The organism is Brevundimonas sp. Soil_N_31 (genome assembly GCF_057655995.1).
This window is the reverse complement of sequence record NZ_JBDGLE010000002.1, coordinates 428979-444420: the sequence shown is the minus strand read 5'-3', so window position 1 is coordinate 444420 and position 15442 is coordinate 428979. Positions and strand designations below refer to the sequence as shown.

The following is a 15442-nucleotide window of genomic DNA, read 5'->3' as shown; positions in this document are numbered from 1 at the left end:
ATGTCTTCACCTGTTCATGTATCGTGAGACAGGGCGTCGCTCCAATCAAGTGCGACCGCCTGTCTGCGTCTGTTCGGTCCAGCCGCCGCCCAGCGCCTTGTAGAGGGTCGTCAGATTGCTCAGCCGGGCCAGACGGGCGCGCAGCAGCGCCTGTTCCGATCCATAAAGGGTGCGCTGGGCGTCCAGAACCGACAGCGAACTGTCCTCGCCTTCCTGATGCCGCCTCTGCGCCAGATCATAGGCGCGAGGCCGACGCCGAACAGACTGACTGGAAACGTGACCCAGGCGGGATCGGCGGCCAGGTGCTGCCCCACCAGACCGCCTAAGGACATCACGATCGGCGGGCTGGCGCCGCCCAATGCTTGGGCGGCGGTGAGGACGGCCATGTTTCGGCGGGCGATCGACTGATCAGTCATGAAGACCTTCGGGAGGGAGGCCGGGCGGGAACAAATCGGTGCTTTGCACGATACCTAGCCAGGGTATGGTAGACACATGCAGGCCAGAGACGTCAAATCAATCCGCTCCGCCCTGAACCGGATTTCCGGTCAGGTTCGCGGCGTCAGCCAGATGGTGGAGGACGGCCGTTACTGCATCGATATCCTTTATCAGGTCCATGCCGCCCGCGCGGCCCTGGCCCGTGTCGAAACCCAGATTCTCAAATCGCACGCCGCGTCCTGTGTCGAGGACGCGATTGCGTCAGGCGACGCCGCTCAGCAGCGCGAAAAATTCACCGAACTGGCGGAGTTGTTCGCCAAAGCGAAACTCTAGAACCCGGAGGGAACCATGGCCTCACCCGCCAAACGCGCCGAAATTTACCGAATGGTCATGCCGGGCCACACCTGCCCCTATGGCCTGAAGGCGCTGCACCTGCTCAAGAGCCAGGGCTATGCGGTGCAGGATCACCACCTCGCCTCGCGTGAGGAAACCGACGCCTTCAAGGCCGAACACGGCGTCCAGACCACGCCCCAGACCTTCATCGACGGCCAGCGGATCGGCGGCTACGACGACCTGCGGCGCTTCTTCGGCAAGCGAGTGCGCGACAAGGACGAAGTCACCTATACGCCCGTCATCGCCCTGTTCGCCATGGCCGTGCTGATGGCCCTCGCGGCGGGCTGGGCCGCCTATGGCGAACTGATGTCGGTGCGTGTCGTCGAATGGTTCATCGCCATCGCCATGTGTCTTCTGGCCCTGCAGAAGCTCAAGGACGTGGACGCCTTCGCCACCATGTTCCTGAACTATGATCTGCTGGCCAAGCGCTGGGTTCCCTATGGGACGATCTATCCCTTCGCCGAAGCACTGGCGGGTGTGCTGATGCTGGCCGGGGCGCTGATGTGGGTTTCGATCCCGGTCGCCCTGTTCATCGGCGGCGTGGGCGCCGCATCGGTGTTCAAGGCGGTCTATATCGACAAGCGTGAACTGAAATGCGCCTGCGTCGGCGGCGACAGCAAGGTGCCGCTGGGTTTCGTCTCGCTGTCGGAAAACCTGATGATGGTCGGCATGGCGATCTGGATGCTCGTCAAGCCGATGACCATGGGGCACTGAGCGGAAGCTCATCCACGAGCCTCCGCACATAGCCTGTCCGGCGCCGGTCGCCCGGCGCCGGATCACCTGCCTCAGTGGGCGTGCGCCCTGCGCGCCCCCGCTGCGGACTTTGGCTCGTGATCGTGACCGGCGTGGTCATGATCTCCATGATCATGGCCCGAATGGTCGTGATCCGAATGGTCATGACCAGAGTGATCGTGGCCAGAGCGATCGTGGGCATCATGGTCATTGACCGGCGGCGACGACAGGCTGCACACCACGGACCCATCGTTCCAGTCCACGGCGACGGTGGGATGCTCAATACTGAACCTGGACTTCAACTCCCGCTCAACAGCGATCGCCACGGCCCGCGCCTGAGCGTCGGATTCCGGACGCACATGCAGGGTCGCCAGGGTGCGGCCTGACGTGATCTGCCAGACGTGGACGTGGCTGACCTCGGCCAGACCCGGCACCTTGGCCTTCAGGTGAGCCGTCACCGCATCAGGCGCGGCGTTGTCAGGCGCGCCTTCCAGCAGGATGTGCAGCGACTTGCCCAGCAGCTTCCAGGCGCTGCGCAGGATCAGCAGCGAAACCAGCACCGACAGGATCGGGTCGATCGGCGTCCAGCCCGTCAGGGAGATGATGATCGCGGCGGCGACAGCACCGACCGAGCCAAGCAGATCGCCCATCACATGCAGGGCCGCGCCCTTGATGTTGACGTGTTCGGTGTCGCCGCGGGTCAGGATCCAGAACACCAGGATGTTGACCAGCAGGCCCGCCACGGCCACCCAGAACATCGGGCCGGCCAGAACGGCATGCGGTTCCTTGAAGCGGTTCCACGCCTCAAACAGGATCCAGCCGACGATGGCGAACAACGTCACCGCATTGACGAAACCGGCGACGACCTCGAAGCGCATATAACCGAAGGTGCGCTTGGAATCGGCCATGCGGCGTCCGAAGCGGAACGCCAGATAGGCCAGCGCCAGCGCGATGGCGTCGGTCAGCATGTGGCCGGCATCCGCCAGCAGAGCCAGCGAGCCGGACGCCAGACCGCCGATCACCTCGACGATCATGAAGGTGAAGATCAGGCTGAAGGAAAGCAGGACCTTGCGTTCATTGTCGCGCGTCACGGTCGGCGCGTGAGAATGGTCGTGGTCGTGTGAGTGGTCGTGATGAGAATGAGACATGGAGCAGCGCCCGCTGAAAACAGATAACATATGAATACGTATTCATATGTTATCTGTCAACGCCATTCGCACATGCCGCGTCTGATCGTAGCGCGCCTGCGAGACGCCCGGCTTCAGGTCAGGTCGACGGGATCGAAACTCTTGACCAGATCGTCCACCGCCTTGATCTGCTCCAGCACCGCGCCCAACCGGTCCAGCGGCAGGGCGCTGGGGCCGTCGCAGAGCGCCCGGTCCGGGTCGGGGTGCGCCTCCAGAAACAGACCCGCCAGTCCCAGGGCCAGCCCCGAGCGGGCCAGTTCCAGCACCTGTTCACGCCGCCCGCCCGACTGGGCGGCGCCGGGGGCGCGCGTCTGCAGGGCGTGGGTGGCGTCAAAGACGATCGGCGCCCCGCCAGTGACCGCCTTCATCACGCCGAAACCCAGCATGTCCACGACGAGATTGTCATAGCCGAAAGAACTGCCGCGCTCGCACAGGATGACATCCGGGGCGCCGAAATCGTCGAATTTCTCGACCACATGGGCGATTTGCTGCGGGCTCATGAACTGGGGCTTCTTGACGTTGATCGCGCGTCCGGTGCGCGCCAGCGCCTCGATCAGATCGGTCTGGCGCGCCAGAAAAGCCGGAAGCTGAAGGATGTCGCAGACCTCCGCGACCGCCGCAGCCTGCTCCGGCCAATGCACGTCGGTCAGAACGGGAACCGCGAATTCGCTGCGAACCTCCTGAAGAATGCGCAGCCCGGCTTCAAGACCCGGACCGCGATAGGATCGGTTCGAGGACCGGTTGGCCTTGTCGAAAGAGCCCTTGAACACAAAAGGCACGCCCAGTCGCTGCGTCTGCGCCTTCATCGCCTCGGCCACGGTCATGGCCAGATCGCGGCTTTCCAGCACATTGACCCCGCCGATCAACACCATCGCCCGACTGTTGTTGAAGGCGACCTCCCCGATCGTGACTGTCTTCATGGTCATCTCCTGACGGAATTGATCGGCCCCAGGGGACGGACTGTCAGTCAGCGCCCCTTGGAACCAGTTCGCTGTCGGCCGAACACGGCCCGAAAAACAGGCTCAGATCGGCGCGGGTCGCCGCAAGGCGCCGGGGGCGTCAACCTGAACGGTGACGTGATCAATGGCGTGATGGGTTTTCAGCCAGTTCGCCACAAGGGCCGGCAGGGTGATCGGATCGATCCCCGGCGCAGGCGTGACATGGATGGTGGCCACCACGGTTTCGTCGGTCAGGGTCCAGGCATGGAAATGGCCCGCTTCCTCGATCTCGGGCAGGGTCGCCAGATCCGTCTCGGCCTTGCGCGCGTCCAGTCCGCGCGGCACCGCCTGCAACAGAACCCGCAGCGATTCCTTCACCAGCGACCAGGCCGAGCGCACGACCAGCAGCGCCACCAGAACCGACAGCAGCGGATCAAGCAGCGTCCAGCCCGTCAGCATGATGCCGATCGCCGCCGCGATCGCCCCGACCGAGCCCAACAGGTCGCCGACCACGTGCAGCAGGGCGCCGCGCAGATTGCTGTCGCCCTTGCGGCCGCGCGACAGGATCCAGGCCCCGACCAGATTCACCACCAGACCGATGGTCGCGACAATCAACATCGGCCCGGCCATGACCTCGACCGGCTGGTTGATGCGGTTGACGGCCTCCCAGGTGATCCAGGCCACCAGCAGCAGCAGCGATGCGCCATTGGCCAGCGCCGCCAGCACCCGCACGCGGTGATAGCCATAGGTCCGCACGCCATCGACGGGACGGCGCGCCACCCGATAGGCGATCAGCGCCAGCAGCAGGGCGGCGGCGTCCGACACCATGTGGCCGGAGTCCGCGATCAGGGCCAAAGAGCCGGACATCCACCCGCCGATGGCCTGAATGGCGGCGTAACCGGCGGTGAAGATCAGGACGAAGCGGATGCGCCGCTCGTTATCCGCCGTCACCACCTCGCCGTGGTCGTGCCCGTCGCCCTCATCATGCTTCGCCGACGCCATGTCCATCTCCGATCCTTCTGGATGCAGGCCTTCCCGCATCGACAATCCTTTCGGCCCCATGCGTCAAGGCCGCCCTCATCCGCAACGACCGTCAGGTCTCAACCCCGGCGGAGCACGACCATCTTCTCCTGCGTCATATCCCGCAGGGTGTAACCGATCCCGCCGGTCCCGTACCCGGAGGTCCGACGCCCGGCGAAGGGCATCCAGTCGGTCCGGAAGGTGGTCGGATCGTTGACCATGACCGCCGAGGCGTCCAGCCGGTCCGCCGCCCTGAGCGCGACACCGATGTCGCGAGCGAAGACACTGGCCTGGAAGGCCGTCGGCAGAGCGTTGGCGCGCGAGATCGCCTCGTCTAGATCCTGGTAGCGGTAGAGAGCCAGCACGGGCCCGAACACCTCCTCGCGCGAAATCCGGGCCTCGGCGGGCGGATCGAGCAGCACCGCTGGCTCCAGGGTTGTCGGCGACAGGCGCCCTCCCCCGATGGCCAGACGGGCGCCGCCCGCGACCGCCTCTTCGATCCAGGCCGCCACCCGATCAGCCTCACGCCCCCGGATCAGCGGGCCGACCTCGGTGTCCTCCCGCGTCGGATCGCCCGTGCGCAGAGCCGCCACGCGGGCGACCAGTCGCTCCGCGACGGCCTCGAAGACCACGTCATGCACATAGAGCCGCTGGGTCGACACACAGACCTGCCCGGCATGATAGAAGGCGCCTTTCACGACAGGCTCGATCAGGGCGTCAAGATCCGCGCTACGATCGACGATGGCCGGCGCCGCGCCGCCGTGTTCCAGCGCGGAACGCACGCCGGGCGCCAGGCGTGAATGCAGATACCATCCCACGCGGGCCGAGCCGATGAAGCTGAGAAAGGCGATGCGCGGATCCGTGGCGAGCCTTTCGGCAAGCGCGGTGTCCGCGGTGATCAGGGTCTGGCACCAGGCTTCCGGCAGGCCCGCCTCCCGGACGAGGGCGACGAGATCCAGGCAGGACAGGGGCGTAGCCTCGGCCGGCTTCACAATGACCGGACAACCGGCGGCGATTGCGGGCACGATCTGGTGCACGATCAGGTTCAGGGGATGGTTGAAGGCCGAGATCGCGGCCACCACCCCGATCGGCTCCCGAGTCGTGAAGGCCCAGCGGTCGTCCGATGCGGGCGACAGGCCCATGGGGATCTCGCGTCCGGAGAAGGTCCTGAGCTCGTCGGCGGCGTTCCGGACCCCGTCGATGGCGCGAACGGCCTCGATCCGGGCGTCGGCCAGCGGCTTTCCGCCCTCGCGCGCGATTTGCATCGCGAAATGCTCCCGTCGCGCCTCCATCAGTTGGGCCAGTCGCCGAAGGACGGCCACCCGCTCATGCGGTTTCAGCCACCGGTCACGGTGCGTGAAGAGATCGCGGGCGGTCTGCAACTTTCGCTCCAGCGCCGCCGCGTCGTCAGTCTCAATCCCGGCGATGAGGGCCTGGTCGTAGGGTTGTACGATCTGCAGCATAATATTCTCCGGCACGCTCAGGACAGGTCGATCGCCGACGCCCGGGTCTTCAGCTCATCGACCAGCACCCGGGTGTTCTCGGAGTAGTCGATGGCGCAGTCCACCAGGTGAACGCCGCCGCCGGCGAACGCGGCCTCCAGCACAGGGCCAAGATCCGCCGCCGACGTCACGCGGGAGCCCTTGGCGCCGTAGGCCTCGGCGTAGCGCACGAAGTCCGGATTGCCGAAGGTCATGCCGAAATCCGGAAAATCGTCGACCGCCTGCTTCCAGCGGATCATGCCATAGGCCCCGTCGTTGAGGACCAGGACGACGAGATCGAGGCCCAGACGGACGGCCGCCTCCATCTCCTGGGAGTTCATCATGAACCCGCCGTCGCCGCACACCGCCATGACCCGCCGGTCGGGATGCAGCATCGCCGCCATCATCGCCGACGGCAGACCCGCCCCCATGGTCGCCAGTGCATTGTCGAGCAGGAGGGTGTTGGCCACATGGGTCCGGTAGTTCCGGGCGAACCAGATCTTGTACATGCCGTTGTCCAGACAGACGATCCCGTCGTCCGGCATGACGGCGCGGACATCGCGCACCAGGCGCTGTGGCGTGACCGGGAAGCGATCCTCGTCCGCCCGGTCTGCAATGCGCGCCAAGATGCTCTGGCGCAGTTCCAGCATCCGTGTCTGGGGCGCCAGTCGCCCCGACAGGCGCCGGGCCAGCCCCGAGGCCGTCGCCCCGATATCGCCGATCACCTCGGCATCCGGATGATAGACCTGCTCCACCGTCGCCGACTGGACCCCGACATGCAGCACCTTCGGCCCCCCGGCGTCGCGCATCAGGAACGGCGGCTTCTCGACCGTATCATGGCCGATGGCGATGATCAGGTCAGCCAGTCCGATCGCCTCATGCACATAGTCGCCTTCGGACAGGGCCGCCGTGCCCATGTAGAGGTTCGAGCCGCCATCCACGGCGCCCTTGCCCATCTGGGTGTTGAAGAAGGGCAGGCCCGTCGCGCGAACAAAGGCGGACAGCGGTTCGACCAGTCGCGGACGATTGCCCCCGGCGCCGATCATGACCAAAGGGCGCTGCGCCGCCAGGATCATCCCGGCTGCCCGATCAAGGGCGGCCTCGGTGGCGACAGGCCGTTCCAGGGCGTGAATGGGAATGGGCGCGACATCCGCCGTCTCGGACGCCACGTCCTCGGGCAGTTCAAGATGCACCGGACCCGGGCGCTCCTCCATGGCCACGCGGAAAGCGTCGCGCACCACGGTCGGGATGCTGGCGGCGCTCAGAATCTGCCGGGTCATCTTGGTCAGGGGGCGCATGGAGGCGATGACGTCCACGATCTGGAAGCGCGCCTGTTTGGCCGTCATGATCGCCTTCTGGCCGGTGATCAGGATCATCGGCATGGCCCCCAGATGGGCATAGGCGGCGCCGGTCGAAAAGTTCAGGGCGCCGGGACCAAGCGTCGCCAGACACACCCCCGGCTTGCCGGTCAGGCGGCCATAGGTGGCGGCCATGAAGGCTGCGGCCTGCTCATGCCGGGTCAGGACCAGTTCAATCTTTGAATTGCGCAGGGATTCCACAAGATCGAGGTTTTCCTCGCCCGGCACGCCGAAGATGCGTTCAACGCCCTCGTTTTCGAGCGCGCTGACCAGAATGTCGGAACCCTTGGGCATCGAAGCCTCCCTTCAGTGAGCGGACGGACCGATTCCGGCGCCGCGCCCGGGAACGCCTCGGCTGACCAGCCCTTCGCAGGCAGGATGGGCCTTTCAACAGTGGCAAGGTCAAGCCCGGAATTATCATTCCGGCGGAGGCTTGACATTGCCACTGTTGGAAGCCGGACCGTGGTTTTCCTGCAAACCCAAGGAGATCGCCATGATCCATCTCAGCATTCCGAAAATGGCCTGCGGAGGCTGCGCCAGCGGCGTCACGAAGGCCATCCTGGCCCTGGACCCCGACGCCCGGGTCGACACCTCCACCGAGCGACGCGAGGTCACGGTCGACACCGTTTCGAACCAAGCCCAGGTCCAGTCCGCGCTCGCCGAAGCCGGCTACCCCTCGACACCTGTCGCCTGAGCCGTATCGGGCAGGGATCTCCTCCGCGCATGAAGAGATCCCGCCTCCCGGGCGGCGACGCTCGCCCCCTGTCCGATCCGGTCGCGGGATCGTCACAAGGTTTGGCCAGGATCGCCAGCCAGAGGAGTTCGAAATGACCGAAACCGTCGCCGACCTTATCGCCGAAACCCTCGCCGACGCAGGCGTGACCCGCATATGGGGGGTGACCGGCGACAGCCTGAACGGACTGAACGACAGTCTGCGCCGCATGGGCCGGATCGACTGGATGTCGGTGCGCCATGAGGAAACAGCCGCCTTCGCAGCGGGGGCTGAAGCGGCGATCACCGGGGAACTGGCCGTCTGCGCCGGCAGTTGCGGCCCTGGCAACCTGCACCTGATCAACGGTCTGTTCGACTGCAAGCGCAACCATGTGCCGGTGCTCGCCATCGCCGCCCACATTCCCTCCTCCGAGATCGGCCTGAATTATTTTCAGGAAACCCATCCCCAGGAGCTGTTCCGGGAGTGCGCGGATTTCGTCGAGCTGATTTCCAATCCGGCCCAGCTTCCCGAAATGCTTCACCGCGCCCTGAACGTTGCGATCGGACAGAAGGGCGTCGCCGTCCTCGTGTTGCCGGGTGATGTGGCGCTGGCCCCGTCGCCGGTATCCGCAACGCCCCGCTATACGGCGCCCCGCCCGCCCCGGATTCTCCCTCCCGAGGACGAGATGGATCGCTTCGCCGCCCTGCTGGATCAGAGCCAGGCCGTCACCATTCTCGCGGGCAGCGGGTGCGCCGGTCATCATGACGCCCTGATCGAGCTGGCCGAGCGGCTGAAGGCTCCGATCGTCCACGCCCTGCGCGGCAAGGAGCATGTCGAATGGGACAATCCCTTCGACGTGGGCATGACAGGTCTGATCGGCTTCTCGTCCGGCTATCACGCACTGATGTCCAGCGACACCGTCCTGATGCTCGGCTCCGACTTCCCGTATCGCGCCTTCTATCCGAAGGAGGCGCGAATACTTCAGGTTGATCGCGATCCGGGCGCCCTGGGCCGGCGCGCCCCCCTCACACTGGGTCTGGTCGGCGACGTCGGCGAGACCCTGACGGCGCTCCTGCCCCGGTTGAAGGCGAGACCTGACCGCGACTTCCTCGACCGGGCCCTAAAGCACTACGCCTCAGCGCGTCAGGCGCTCGACGACCTTGCGACCCCGTCCGTCCGGGGACGCCCCATCCATCCCCAGTATCTGACCCGCCGCATCGACGAGATCGCGGCCAAGGACGCCATCTTCACCGCCGATGTCGGCACCCCGACCGTCTGGGCGGCGCGCTATCTGACGATGAACGGGCGGCGGCGGCTGCTCGGCTCGTTCAACCACGGCTCCATGGCCAACGCCATGCTGCAGGGGATCGGCGCCCAGGCCGCCGCGCCCGACCGCCAGGTCGTTTCCCTGTCCGGAGACGGCGGCTTCACCATGATGATGGGCGACTTCATCACACTGTCGCAGCTCGACCTGCCGGTGAAGGTGGTGGTCTATAACAACGGCTCTCTGGGCTTTGTGGCCATGGAGATGAAGGCGGGCGGCTATCTGGACACCGGCACCGACCTGAAAAACCCCGATTTCGCCGCCATGGCCCGCGCCATGGGGGTCAAGGGCATCCGGGTCGAGGCGTCCGACGATGTCGATGCGGCGCTCATGGAAGCCTTCGCCCACCCCGGCCCGGCGCTGGTCGACGTGGTGACGGCCAAGCAGGAACTGGTGATGCCGCCGAAGATCCAGCTTGAACAGGCCAAGGGCTTCAGCCTCTATATGCTGCGGGCGATCATCAACGGACGTGGCGACGAAGTGGTCGAACTGGCCCGCACGAACCTGCGTCGCTAGCTCCGCCGCCGACGGCTTTGAACAGCCCCCTGCGCCGATCTTGCCGCCGCCTTTTCCGGCGTTAAGGTGAAACGCGGCGTCGGTCAGACAACCGAGTCTCAAGGGGGAGATCAATCTTGACCAGCCGCGCCTGCCCTACCCTTGCCTGTCCTGACTTTGCCTGTCCGGGCCTCTCCTGTCTGACGACGCCGGTCGCTGTGGCTCCAAGCGAATGAAGCTGCTTCGTCTTTCCGCCCAGATCCACAAATGGATCGCGGTTCTGGTCGGTTTGCAGATACTGTTCTGGGTCGGCGGCGGTCTGGTCATGACCGCCATTCCGATCGAGACTGTCCGTGGCGAGCACAGGGTGCGGACGGCGCAGCCCCAGGCGCTGGACCTGACCGGCATACGCGCCCTCGACGCGGTCGTCGCCGAGCGGAATCTGACGCCGACGCGCGCCGAGCTTAAATCGACGCCGCGCGGCCCCGCCTGGCTGCTGACACCGACGGAAGGCGCGCCGATCACCCTGGACGCGCGCACGGGTCAGACGTTTGCACCGCTGGAAGCAGACGAGGCCCGGCGACTGGCGACGGCTGTTTATCGCGGCGGGGCCCAGGCCGTCGCGGCGACGCGGCTCAACGACGCCAAGCGCGAGACAGGTCGCACGGGTCCGCTCTGGCGTGTCGATTTCAATGACCGGGAAAAAACCCGTTTCTACGTCTCGCCCGACACCGGCGAGGTCATAACGCGCCGGTCCGCCGTCTGGCGTCTGTACGACTTCTTCTGGCGCCTGCACATTCTGGACTTCAAGACAGGCGAGAACTTCAACCACCCGCTGCTCATCGCCGCCAGCGCCCTGTCGCTCGTCGTCGTCCTGTCCGGCTTCGTGCTGCTCTGGATCAGGCTAGAGCGCGATTTCGTGCAGTGGCGCGTCCGTCGCGGCGGCAAACCGCGCCGGACGTCGGGACGGACAGGCAATTCCTGAAGGCGCCGCCCGGTCGTCATGGCGGCGGTCAGGCAATGGCGATGACGCCGGGATCATCCGGCGTCATCGCTCGCCTCAGGGGGTCAGTGAACCATGAAACGCACGGCGCCGTTCACGGCTTGCCCATCAGCGCCCTGAGCGGTCCAGTTCAGGGTGTAGTTGCCCGCCGCGAGACGCGGCAGGGCCGTCGAGACCTGCCTGGACGCCGCCGCCGCCGTCACCGGCGCCTGAATGGCCGCACGGCCCTGCGGCGTGATGGTGACGCTGCGCAAGGTCATCGGCTGAGGGAAAGTCGCCGAGAAACGCTGCGGCGAGCCATTCAGCATGGCCCCGTCCGCCGGGACGGTGACGACGCCGCTCGGCGTCGCCGCCGAAGCCTGGGCGCGCGGCGCAGAGCCATGGTCGCCGTGACCGGCGTGGCCCTGTTGCTGGGCCAGAACCGGCGTGGCGATGAAAACAGCCGCGACAGCGGCCAGCAGGGTGGATTTACGCATGTCTTTTCTCCTTAGAACCACGCACGCACACCAACGACCACCCGGGTGTGCTCGGGCTCCCCGCCCATGGCGCGCGTCAGGTCGGCGGTGCCGCCCAGATCGCTGCTCCATTCGACCCCGACATAGGGGGCGAATTCCTTTTTGAACTCGTAGCGAAGGCGCACTCCGGCCGAAACATGGGTCAGACCTGACGCCAGTTGCAGTTCAGGAATGTCCGAAGCCGACGCCTCGACCTCCACACGCGGCTGCAGGATCAGCTTCTGGGTGATGCGCTGGTCATACTCCGCCTCGAAACGTGCGGTCAGGTCGCCCTCGGTCGACAGAAAGGCCGCACCGTCGACCTCGAACCAATAGGGCGCCAGTCCCTGGATGCCCAACACCAGATGGGTCGTGTCTTCTCCACCCTCGCGGAAGTCCTGACGCACGCCCGCCTGGACATCCCAGAAGGGCGCGACAGCCCGACTGTAAAGCGCCTGGACTTCACCCTCGACCTCGCCATCGCCGCCGAAGTCGCCGCCGCCCTCTGACTTCCACCAGAAGCGGTTGATGTCGCCCCCGGTCCAGCCGCCGACATCCCACGCCCAGTTTTCGTTTCCGTCGCCGAAACCGGCCTCAAGCCGATCAATGACCACGGCCGTGGTGCGAATATCGCCATTCTCGCGCACCAGAACCTCGCGCGCGCTCGACATCGCCGCCTCGCCGAAGATGGCGTCCGCCGCATGGCGCGGACCCGACAGCGCCGCAGCCGGCGGCGGCGGGACAGGCGGACGTCCGGCGTCATTGGCGCTGGTCGGCACATCGGGCGGCCCCATGCTGGTCATGCCGCTCATGTCGTGACCCGCATGCGGATCGGCCTGAGAACTGGCCTGAGAACCAGCCTGAGACATGGCGCTCATATCGTGGCCTGCATGTGGGTTCCCGGCCTGAGGCGTCATGGAACTCATGTCGTGACCCGCATGCGGGTCCGCAGCCTGAGGCGCCATGGCGCTCATGTCGTGGCCGGCGTGCGGATCGGCCTGCGTCGGAGCCGGGGTCTGCGTCTGAGCCGGAGTCTGGGCCGGGCGCTGGGCCGCGCTCATGTCGTGCCCCGCATGAGGGTCCGCGGCTTGAGACGTCATGGCGCTCATGTCGTGACCTGCATGTGGGTCGCTTACGGTGGCCGCAGGGGTCTGCGGCGCGTTCTGGGCGGACGGGTGCTGACTGTGATCCTGAGCCGAAACCGTCCCTGCGGCGGCCATCAGAGGCAGAAGACCGATCGCGAGCCGGATCATGCGGCGTCTCCATCGAGGGGTCGCACGGTCACGACGTTGAACATGCCCGCATGCATGTGCATCAGCATGTGGCAGTGGAAGGCCCAGTCGCCCGGCGCATCGGCGGTCAGGTCAAAAGTGACCTTGGAGCCGGGCGCGACATTGACCGTGTGCTTCAACGGCTGATGCCCGGCCGGCCCGCCCGTCACCAGTTCAAAGAAGTGGCCATGCAGATGGATCGGGTGGGACATCATGGTGTCGTTCACCAGCGTCACCCGCACGCGCTCGTCGCGCTCGAAGCGGATAGGCTCGACCAGTTCAGAGAATTTTCGACCGTCGAAACCCCACATGAACCGCTCCATATTGCCGGTCAGGTGGATTTCCATCGAACGCGCCGGGGGCCGCTGATCCTTGTTCGGCGTCAGGGACACCAGATCGGTATAGACCAGCACGCGATGCGGTTCGTTCTCCAGCCCCATGGGCCGTTCAGCCAGACGGTTGGCGGGCGACGGCGCCACCATGTCCACCCCGACGCCCACCGCCATATTGGCCGGCGCATTGTCGGGATTGCGCATGTCATGGCCCATGTTTCCATGATCCATGGGCGCGGCCTGTCCCATGCCGTCCTGCGCCATGGCGGAATGATCCATGCCGCTCATGTCCATGCCGCTGTGGTCCATGCCGCCCATGTCCATGCCGCTGTGATCCATCCCGGCCATGCTTCCCATGCCCATGTCGCGCATGGTCAGGGTCGGCACCTGCCGGAGGGGGGGAACCTCCGCCGTCATGCCCATACGGGGGGCCAGTGTCGCCCGCCCCATGCCCGAACGGTCGACCGCTTCGGAGACGATGGTATAGGCGCGGTCCTCGGTCGGCTGGACGATGACGTCATAGGTCTCGGCCACTGAAATCTGGAACTCGTCCGTCTCGACCGGCCGCACATTCTCGCCGTCGGCATTGACCACCGTCATGGCCAGACCCGGAATGCGCACGTTGAAGATGGTCATAGCCGAGGCGTTGATGACGCGCAGCCGCACCCGCTCTCCCGGCCGGAACAGACCCGTCCAGTTCTCCTGCGGGCCATGGCCGTTGATCAGATAGGTGTAGGTCGTCCCGGTGACGTCCGAGATGTCACGCGGATCCATGCGCATCGATCCCCACATGCGCCGATCAGCCGGGCTGACGCCGTCCTCACCGGACAGCAGGCCCGCCAGGGTGGTGCGCTGCTGGTTGAAATAGCCGGGGCTTTTCTTCAGCTTATCCAGGATCTGGTGCGGATGCATGAAGCTCCAGTCCGCCAGCACCAGCACATGTTCGCGGTCATAGGCCACGGGATCGGTCCCGGCCGGGTCGATGACCAGGGGCCCGTAATGGCCCATCGCCTCCTGAAGGCCGGAATGCGAATGATACCAGTAGGTCCCCGACTGGATCACCGGAAACTCATAGACAAAGGTTTCGCGCGGGCGGATGCCGGGAAAGCTGATGCCCGGCACACCGTCCATCTGGAACGGCAGCAACAGGCCATGCCAGTGGATGGATGTGTCCTCGTCCAGGGTGTTGGTCACCATCAGCCGGACGTTCTGCCCTTCGCGCAGCCGCACCAGCGGCGCAGGCACGGTTCCATTGACAGTGACGGCATGACCGGTGCGCCCGCCGACGGTGAACGGCGAATGGCCGACGCTGAGGCGAACCTCTGGCCCTTCAAGGGTCGGCAGCGTCGGCGCGAGTCCCCGCGACCCCGACTGCGCCCATGCCGGCATCAGCCCCTGAGCCGCCCACAGCCCCGCCGCGCCGCCAAAGAGGGCCCGTCTATGAAGCCTCATGCTCTACTCCGCCTGGATTATGCCCGCCTCGCGAGCCTTTTATCAAATTTACGCAAGAAAAAGCCGCGCCCCTCGCGACAGGGCGCCGCACCCTTCGCCGCACCGCCATTCCGGCGTGACGGATGGCCAAGTCCGCCTCAGACGTCCCGAAGCCTGGACAGACTGGCCGCAAGACTGCGACGCGCCCTGGCCACGCGCGTCTCGACGGTCTTGATCGAGACGCCCAGAATCGCGGCGGCCTGCGCCTAACTCAGGCCGTCCATAGCCGTCAGCAGCAGCGGCTCCTTCAATTTCGGAGGCAGGGCCACGACTGAACGGTCAAGGGCCGAGAGCAGTTCCCGCGTCGCGAGACTGTCATCAGGCGCAGGCGCGCCCTCCCCACCCTCAACGCCTCGGCGCTGTCGAGCGGCGCCGGCGGGCGGCGCGGGCTTCAAGGCTCTTATGGGTCACCGACGCTCATGCGCCCTCGGCGAGAATCGCGACAACCAGCTTCCCGTCGAACCGATCCGCCTGAACCGGCGTCTCACCATTCTCATTTCGGAAATGTGCGTGATGGTCGCCTGCTGAAGCTCCCCTATGGCGTCATGGAAGTGATCGACGGCGGGCCGCACGACGCTCACATCCCCGTCGCTGGCGGAAATGGCGGCGGCCAATTCTCGATTCGCGGCCTGGACGCGGGCCTCGAGTGCGATCCGCCGGGGCGCGAAGCGCGCCTCAATAGCCTCGATACGGACGCCTTGATCGGCGTCAAGCGCCAGATCGCGGTAAACGATGGCATGCAGCGAGGGCGGCGCATCGCGTTTCTGCACCCAGGC

General features: G+C 66.0%; 15 protein-coding genes and 1 pseudogene. 5 read left to right on the top strand and 11 right to left on the bottom strand.

Annotation, left to right across the window (positions count from 1 at the left end; translation table 11 throughout):
* Positions 1-45 precede the first annotated feature (45 nt).
* Positions 46-234, bottom strand: a complete 189-nt coding sequence (locus AC3A3G_RS05200; RefSeq protein ID WP_312165678.1) for a TolC family protein — start codon at positions 232-234, stop codon at positions 46-48.
* Positions 235-492: 258 nt separating this feature from the next.
* On the opposite strand from AC3A3G_RS05200, the gene AC3A3G_RS05195 reads away from it, so the two are divergent.
* Positions 493-768 carry a metal-sensitive transcriptional regulator gene (locus AC3A3G_RS05195; protein ID WP_248118018.1) on the top strand — a complete coding sequence of 92 codons (276 nt, stop codon included), beginning with the start codon at positions 493-495 and terminating at the stop codon, positions 766-768.
* Positions 769-783: 15 nt separating this feature from the next.
* Positions 784-1542, top strand: coding sequence for a MauE/DoxX family redox-associated membrane protein (locus tag AC3A3G_RS05190; protein ID WP_312165675.1), 759 nt, complete (start codon positions 784-786; stop codon positions 1540-1542).
* Positions 1543-1613: 71 nt separating this feature from the next.
* Here AC3A3G_RS05190 and AC3A3G_RS05185 read toward each other — a convergent pair whose 3' ends face one another.
* The 5 genes from AC3A3G_RS05185 to AC3A3G_RS05165 all read right to left on the bottom strand — a co-directional run bounded on the left by AC3A3G_RS05185 (position 1614) and on the right by AC3A3G_RS05165 (position 7838).
* Positions 1614-2708 (bottom strand): cation diffusion facilitator family transporter, encoded by a 1095-nt coding sequence (locus AC3A3G_RS05185; protein WP_312165673.1) that lies wholly within the window; start codon positions 2706-2708, stop codon positions 1614-1616.
* Between the two features lie 113 nt (positions 2709-2821).
* Positions 2822-3667 (bottom strand): 3-deoxy-8-phosphooctulonate synthase, encoded by an 846-nt coding sequence (gene kdsA / locus AC3A3G_RS05180; RefSeq protein WP_312165671.1) that lies wholly within the window; start codon positions 3665-3667, stop codon positions 2822-2824.
* 102 nt (positions 3668-3769) lie between these two features.
* Positions 3770-4687, bottom strand: coding sequence for a cation diffusion facilitator family transporter (locus AC3A3G_RS05175; RefSeq protein ID WP_184273095.1), 918 nt, complete (start codon positions 4685-4687; stop codon positions 3770-3772).
* Positions 4688-4785: 98 nt separating this feature from the next.
* Complete coding sequence (locus AC3A3G_RS05170; protein WP_184273092.1) at positions 4786-6168, bottom strand: aldehyde dehydrogenase family protein; 1383 nt, start codon at positions 6166-6168, stop codon at positions 4786-4788.
* A gap of 17 nt (positions 6169-6185) precedes the next feature.
* A complete protein-coding gene (locus tag AC3A3G_RS05165; RefSeq protein ID WP_487487692.1) occupies positions 6186-7838 on the bottom strand; it encodes an acetolactate synthase large subunit in 1653 nt (550 codons plus the stop codon).
* A 199-nt stretch (positions 7839-8037) separates the two neighbouring features.
* On the opposite strand from AC3A3G_RS05165, the gene AC3A3G_RS05160 reads away from it, so the two are divergent.
* From AC3A3G_RS05160 to AC3A3G_RS05150, 3 genes are all read left to right on the top strand, one after another.
* Positions 8038-8238, top strand: a complete 201-nt coding sequence (locus tag AC3A3G_RS05160; protein ID WP_184273086.1) for a heavy-metal-associated domain-containing protein — start codon at positions 8038-8040, stop codon at positions 8236-8238.
* A gap of 133 nt (positions 8239-8371) precedes the next feature.
* The gene (poxB, locus tag AC3A3G_RS05155) at positions 8372-10096 is read left to right on the top strand and encodes a ubiquinone-dependent pyruvate dehydrogenase (protein ID WP_248118025.1); all 1725 of its coding nucleotides are present in this window, start codon (positions 8372-8374) and stop codon (positions 10094-10096) included.
* A gap of 211 nt (positions 10097-10307) precedes the next feature.
* Positions 10308-11060, top strand: coding sequence for a PepSY domain-containing protein (locus AC3A3G_RS05150; protein ID WP_184273080.1), 753 nt, complete (start codon positions 10308-10310; stop codon positions 11058-11060).
* 83 nt (positions 11061-11143) lie between these two features.
* On the opposite strand, the gene AC3A3G_RS05145 is transcribed toward AC3A3G_RS05150, so the two are convergent.
* The 5 genes and pseudogenes from AC3A3G_RS05145 to AC3A3G_RS05125 form a co-directional block, all read right to left on the bottom strand.
* Positions 11144-11554 carry a copper resistance CopC family protein gene (locus AC3A3G_RS05145; protein WP_184273077.1) on the bottom strand — a complete coding sequence of 137 codons (411 nt, stop codon included), beginning with the start codon at positions 11552-11554 and terminating at the stop codon, positions 11144-11146.
* Between the two features lie 11 nt (positions 11555-11565).
* The gene (locus tag AC3A3G_RS05140; RefSeq protein WP_248118027.1) at positions 11566-12825 is read right to left on the bottom strand and encodes a copper resistance protein B; all 1260 of its coding nucleotides are present in this window, start codon (positions 12823-12825) and stop codon (positions 11566-11568) included.
* On the bottom strand, positions 12822-14627 hold the full coding sequence (locus AC3A3G_RS05135) for a copper resistance system multicopper oxidase (protein WP_396490302.1): 1806 nt from the start codon (positions 14625-14627) through the stop codon (positions 12822-12824). Before AC3A3G_RS05135 ends, AC3A3G_RS05140 begins: the two co-directional genes overlap by 4 nt.
* A gap of 137 nt (positions 14628-14764) precedes the next feature.
* A pseudogene (locus AC3A3G_RS05130) lies at positions 14765-14863 on the bottom strand (hypothetical protein); the annotation flags it as partial.
* A 210-nt stretch (positions 14864-15073) separates the two neighbouring features.
* Positions 15074-15436, bottom strand: coding sequence for a periplasmic heavy metal sensor (locus AC3A3G_RS05125; protein ID WP_248118031.1), 363 nt, complete (start codon positions 15434-15436; stop codon positions 15074-15076).
* Positions 15437-15442 lie beyond the last annotated feature (6 nt).

Bases quoted from the DNA above. Each gene is read 5' to 3' on its own strand.
- kdsA (WP_312165671.1), bottom strand. From the start codon at position 3,667: ATGAAGACAGTCACGATCGGGGAGGTCGCCTTCAACAACAGTCGGGCG.
- AC3A3G_RS05190 (WP_312165675.1), top strand. From the start codon at position 784: ATGGCCTCACCCGCCAAACGCGCCGAAATTTACCGAATGGTCATGCCG.
- AC3A3G_RS05140 (WP_248118027.1), bottom strand. From the start codon at position 12,825: ATGATCCGGCTCGCGATCGGTCTTCTGCCTCTGATGGCCGCCGCAGGG.
- AC3A3G_RS05185 (WP_312165673.1), bottom strand. From the start codon at position 2,708: ATGTCTCATTCTCATCACGACCACTCACACGACCACGACCATTCTCAC.
- AC3A3G_RS05165 (WP_487487692.1), bottom strand. From the start codon at position 7,838: ATGCCCAAGGGTTCCGACATTCTGGTCAGCGCGCTCGAAAACGAGGGC.
- AC3A3G_RS05175 (WP_184273095.1), bottom strand. From the start codon at position 4,687: ATGGCGTCGGCGAAGCATGATGAGGGCGACGGGCACGACCACGGCGAG.
- AC3A3G_RS05145 (WP_184273077.1), bottom strand. From the start codon at position 11,554: ATGCGTAAATCCACCCTGCTGGCCGCTGTCGCGGCTGTTTTCATCGCC.
- poxB (WP_248118025.1), top strand. From the start codon at position 8,372: ATGACCGAAACCGTCGCCGACCTTATCGCCGAAACCCTCGCCGACGCA.
- AC3A3G_RS05170 (WP_184273092.1), bottom strand. From the start codon at position 6,168: ATGCTGCAGATCGTACAACCCTACGACCAGGCCCTCATCGCCGGGATT.
- AC3A3G_RS05195 (WP_248118018.1), top strand. From the start codon at position 493: ATGCAGGCCAGAGACGTCAAATCAATCCGCTCCGCCCTGAACCGGATT.
- AC3A3G_RS05150 (WP_184273080.1), top strand. From the start codon at position 10,308: ATGAAGCTGCTTCGTCTTTCCGCCCAGATCCACAAATGGATCGCGGTT.
- AC3A3G_RS05160 (WP_184273086.1), top strand. From the start codon at position 8,038: ATGATCCATCTCAGCATTCCGAAAATGGCCTGCGGAGGCTGCGCCAGC.
- AC3A3G_RS05135 (WP_396490302.1), bottom strand. From the start codon at position 14,627: ATGAGGCTTCATAGACGGGCCCTCTTTGGCGGCGCGGCGGGGCTGTGG.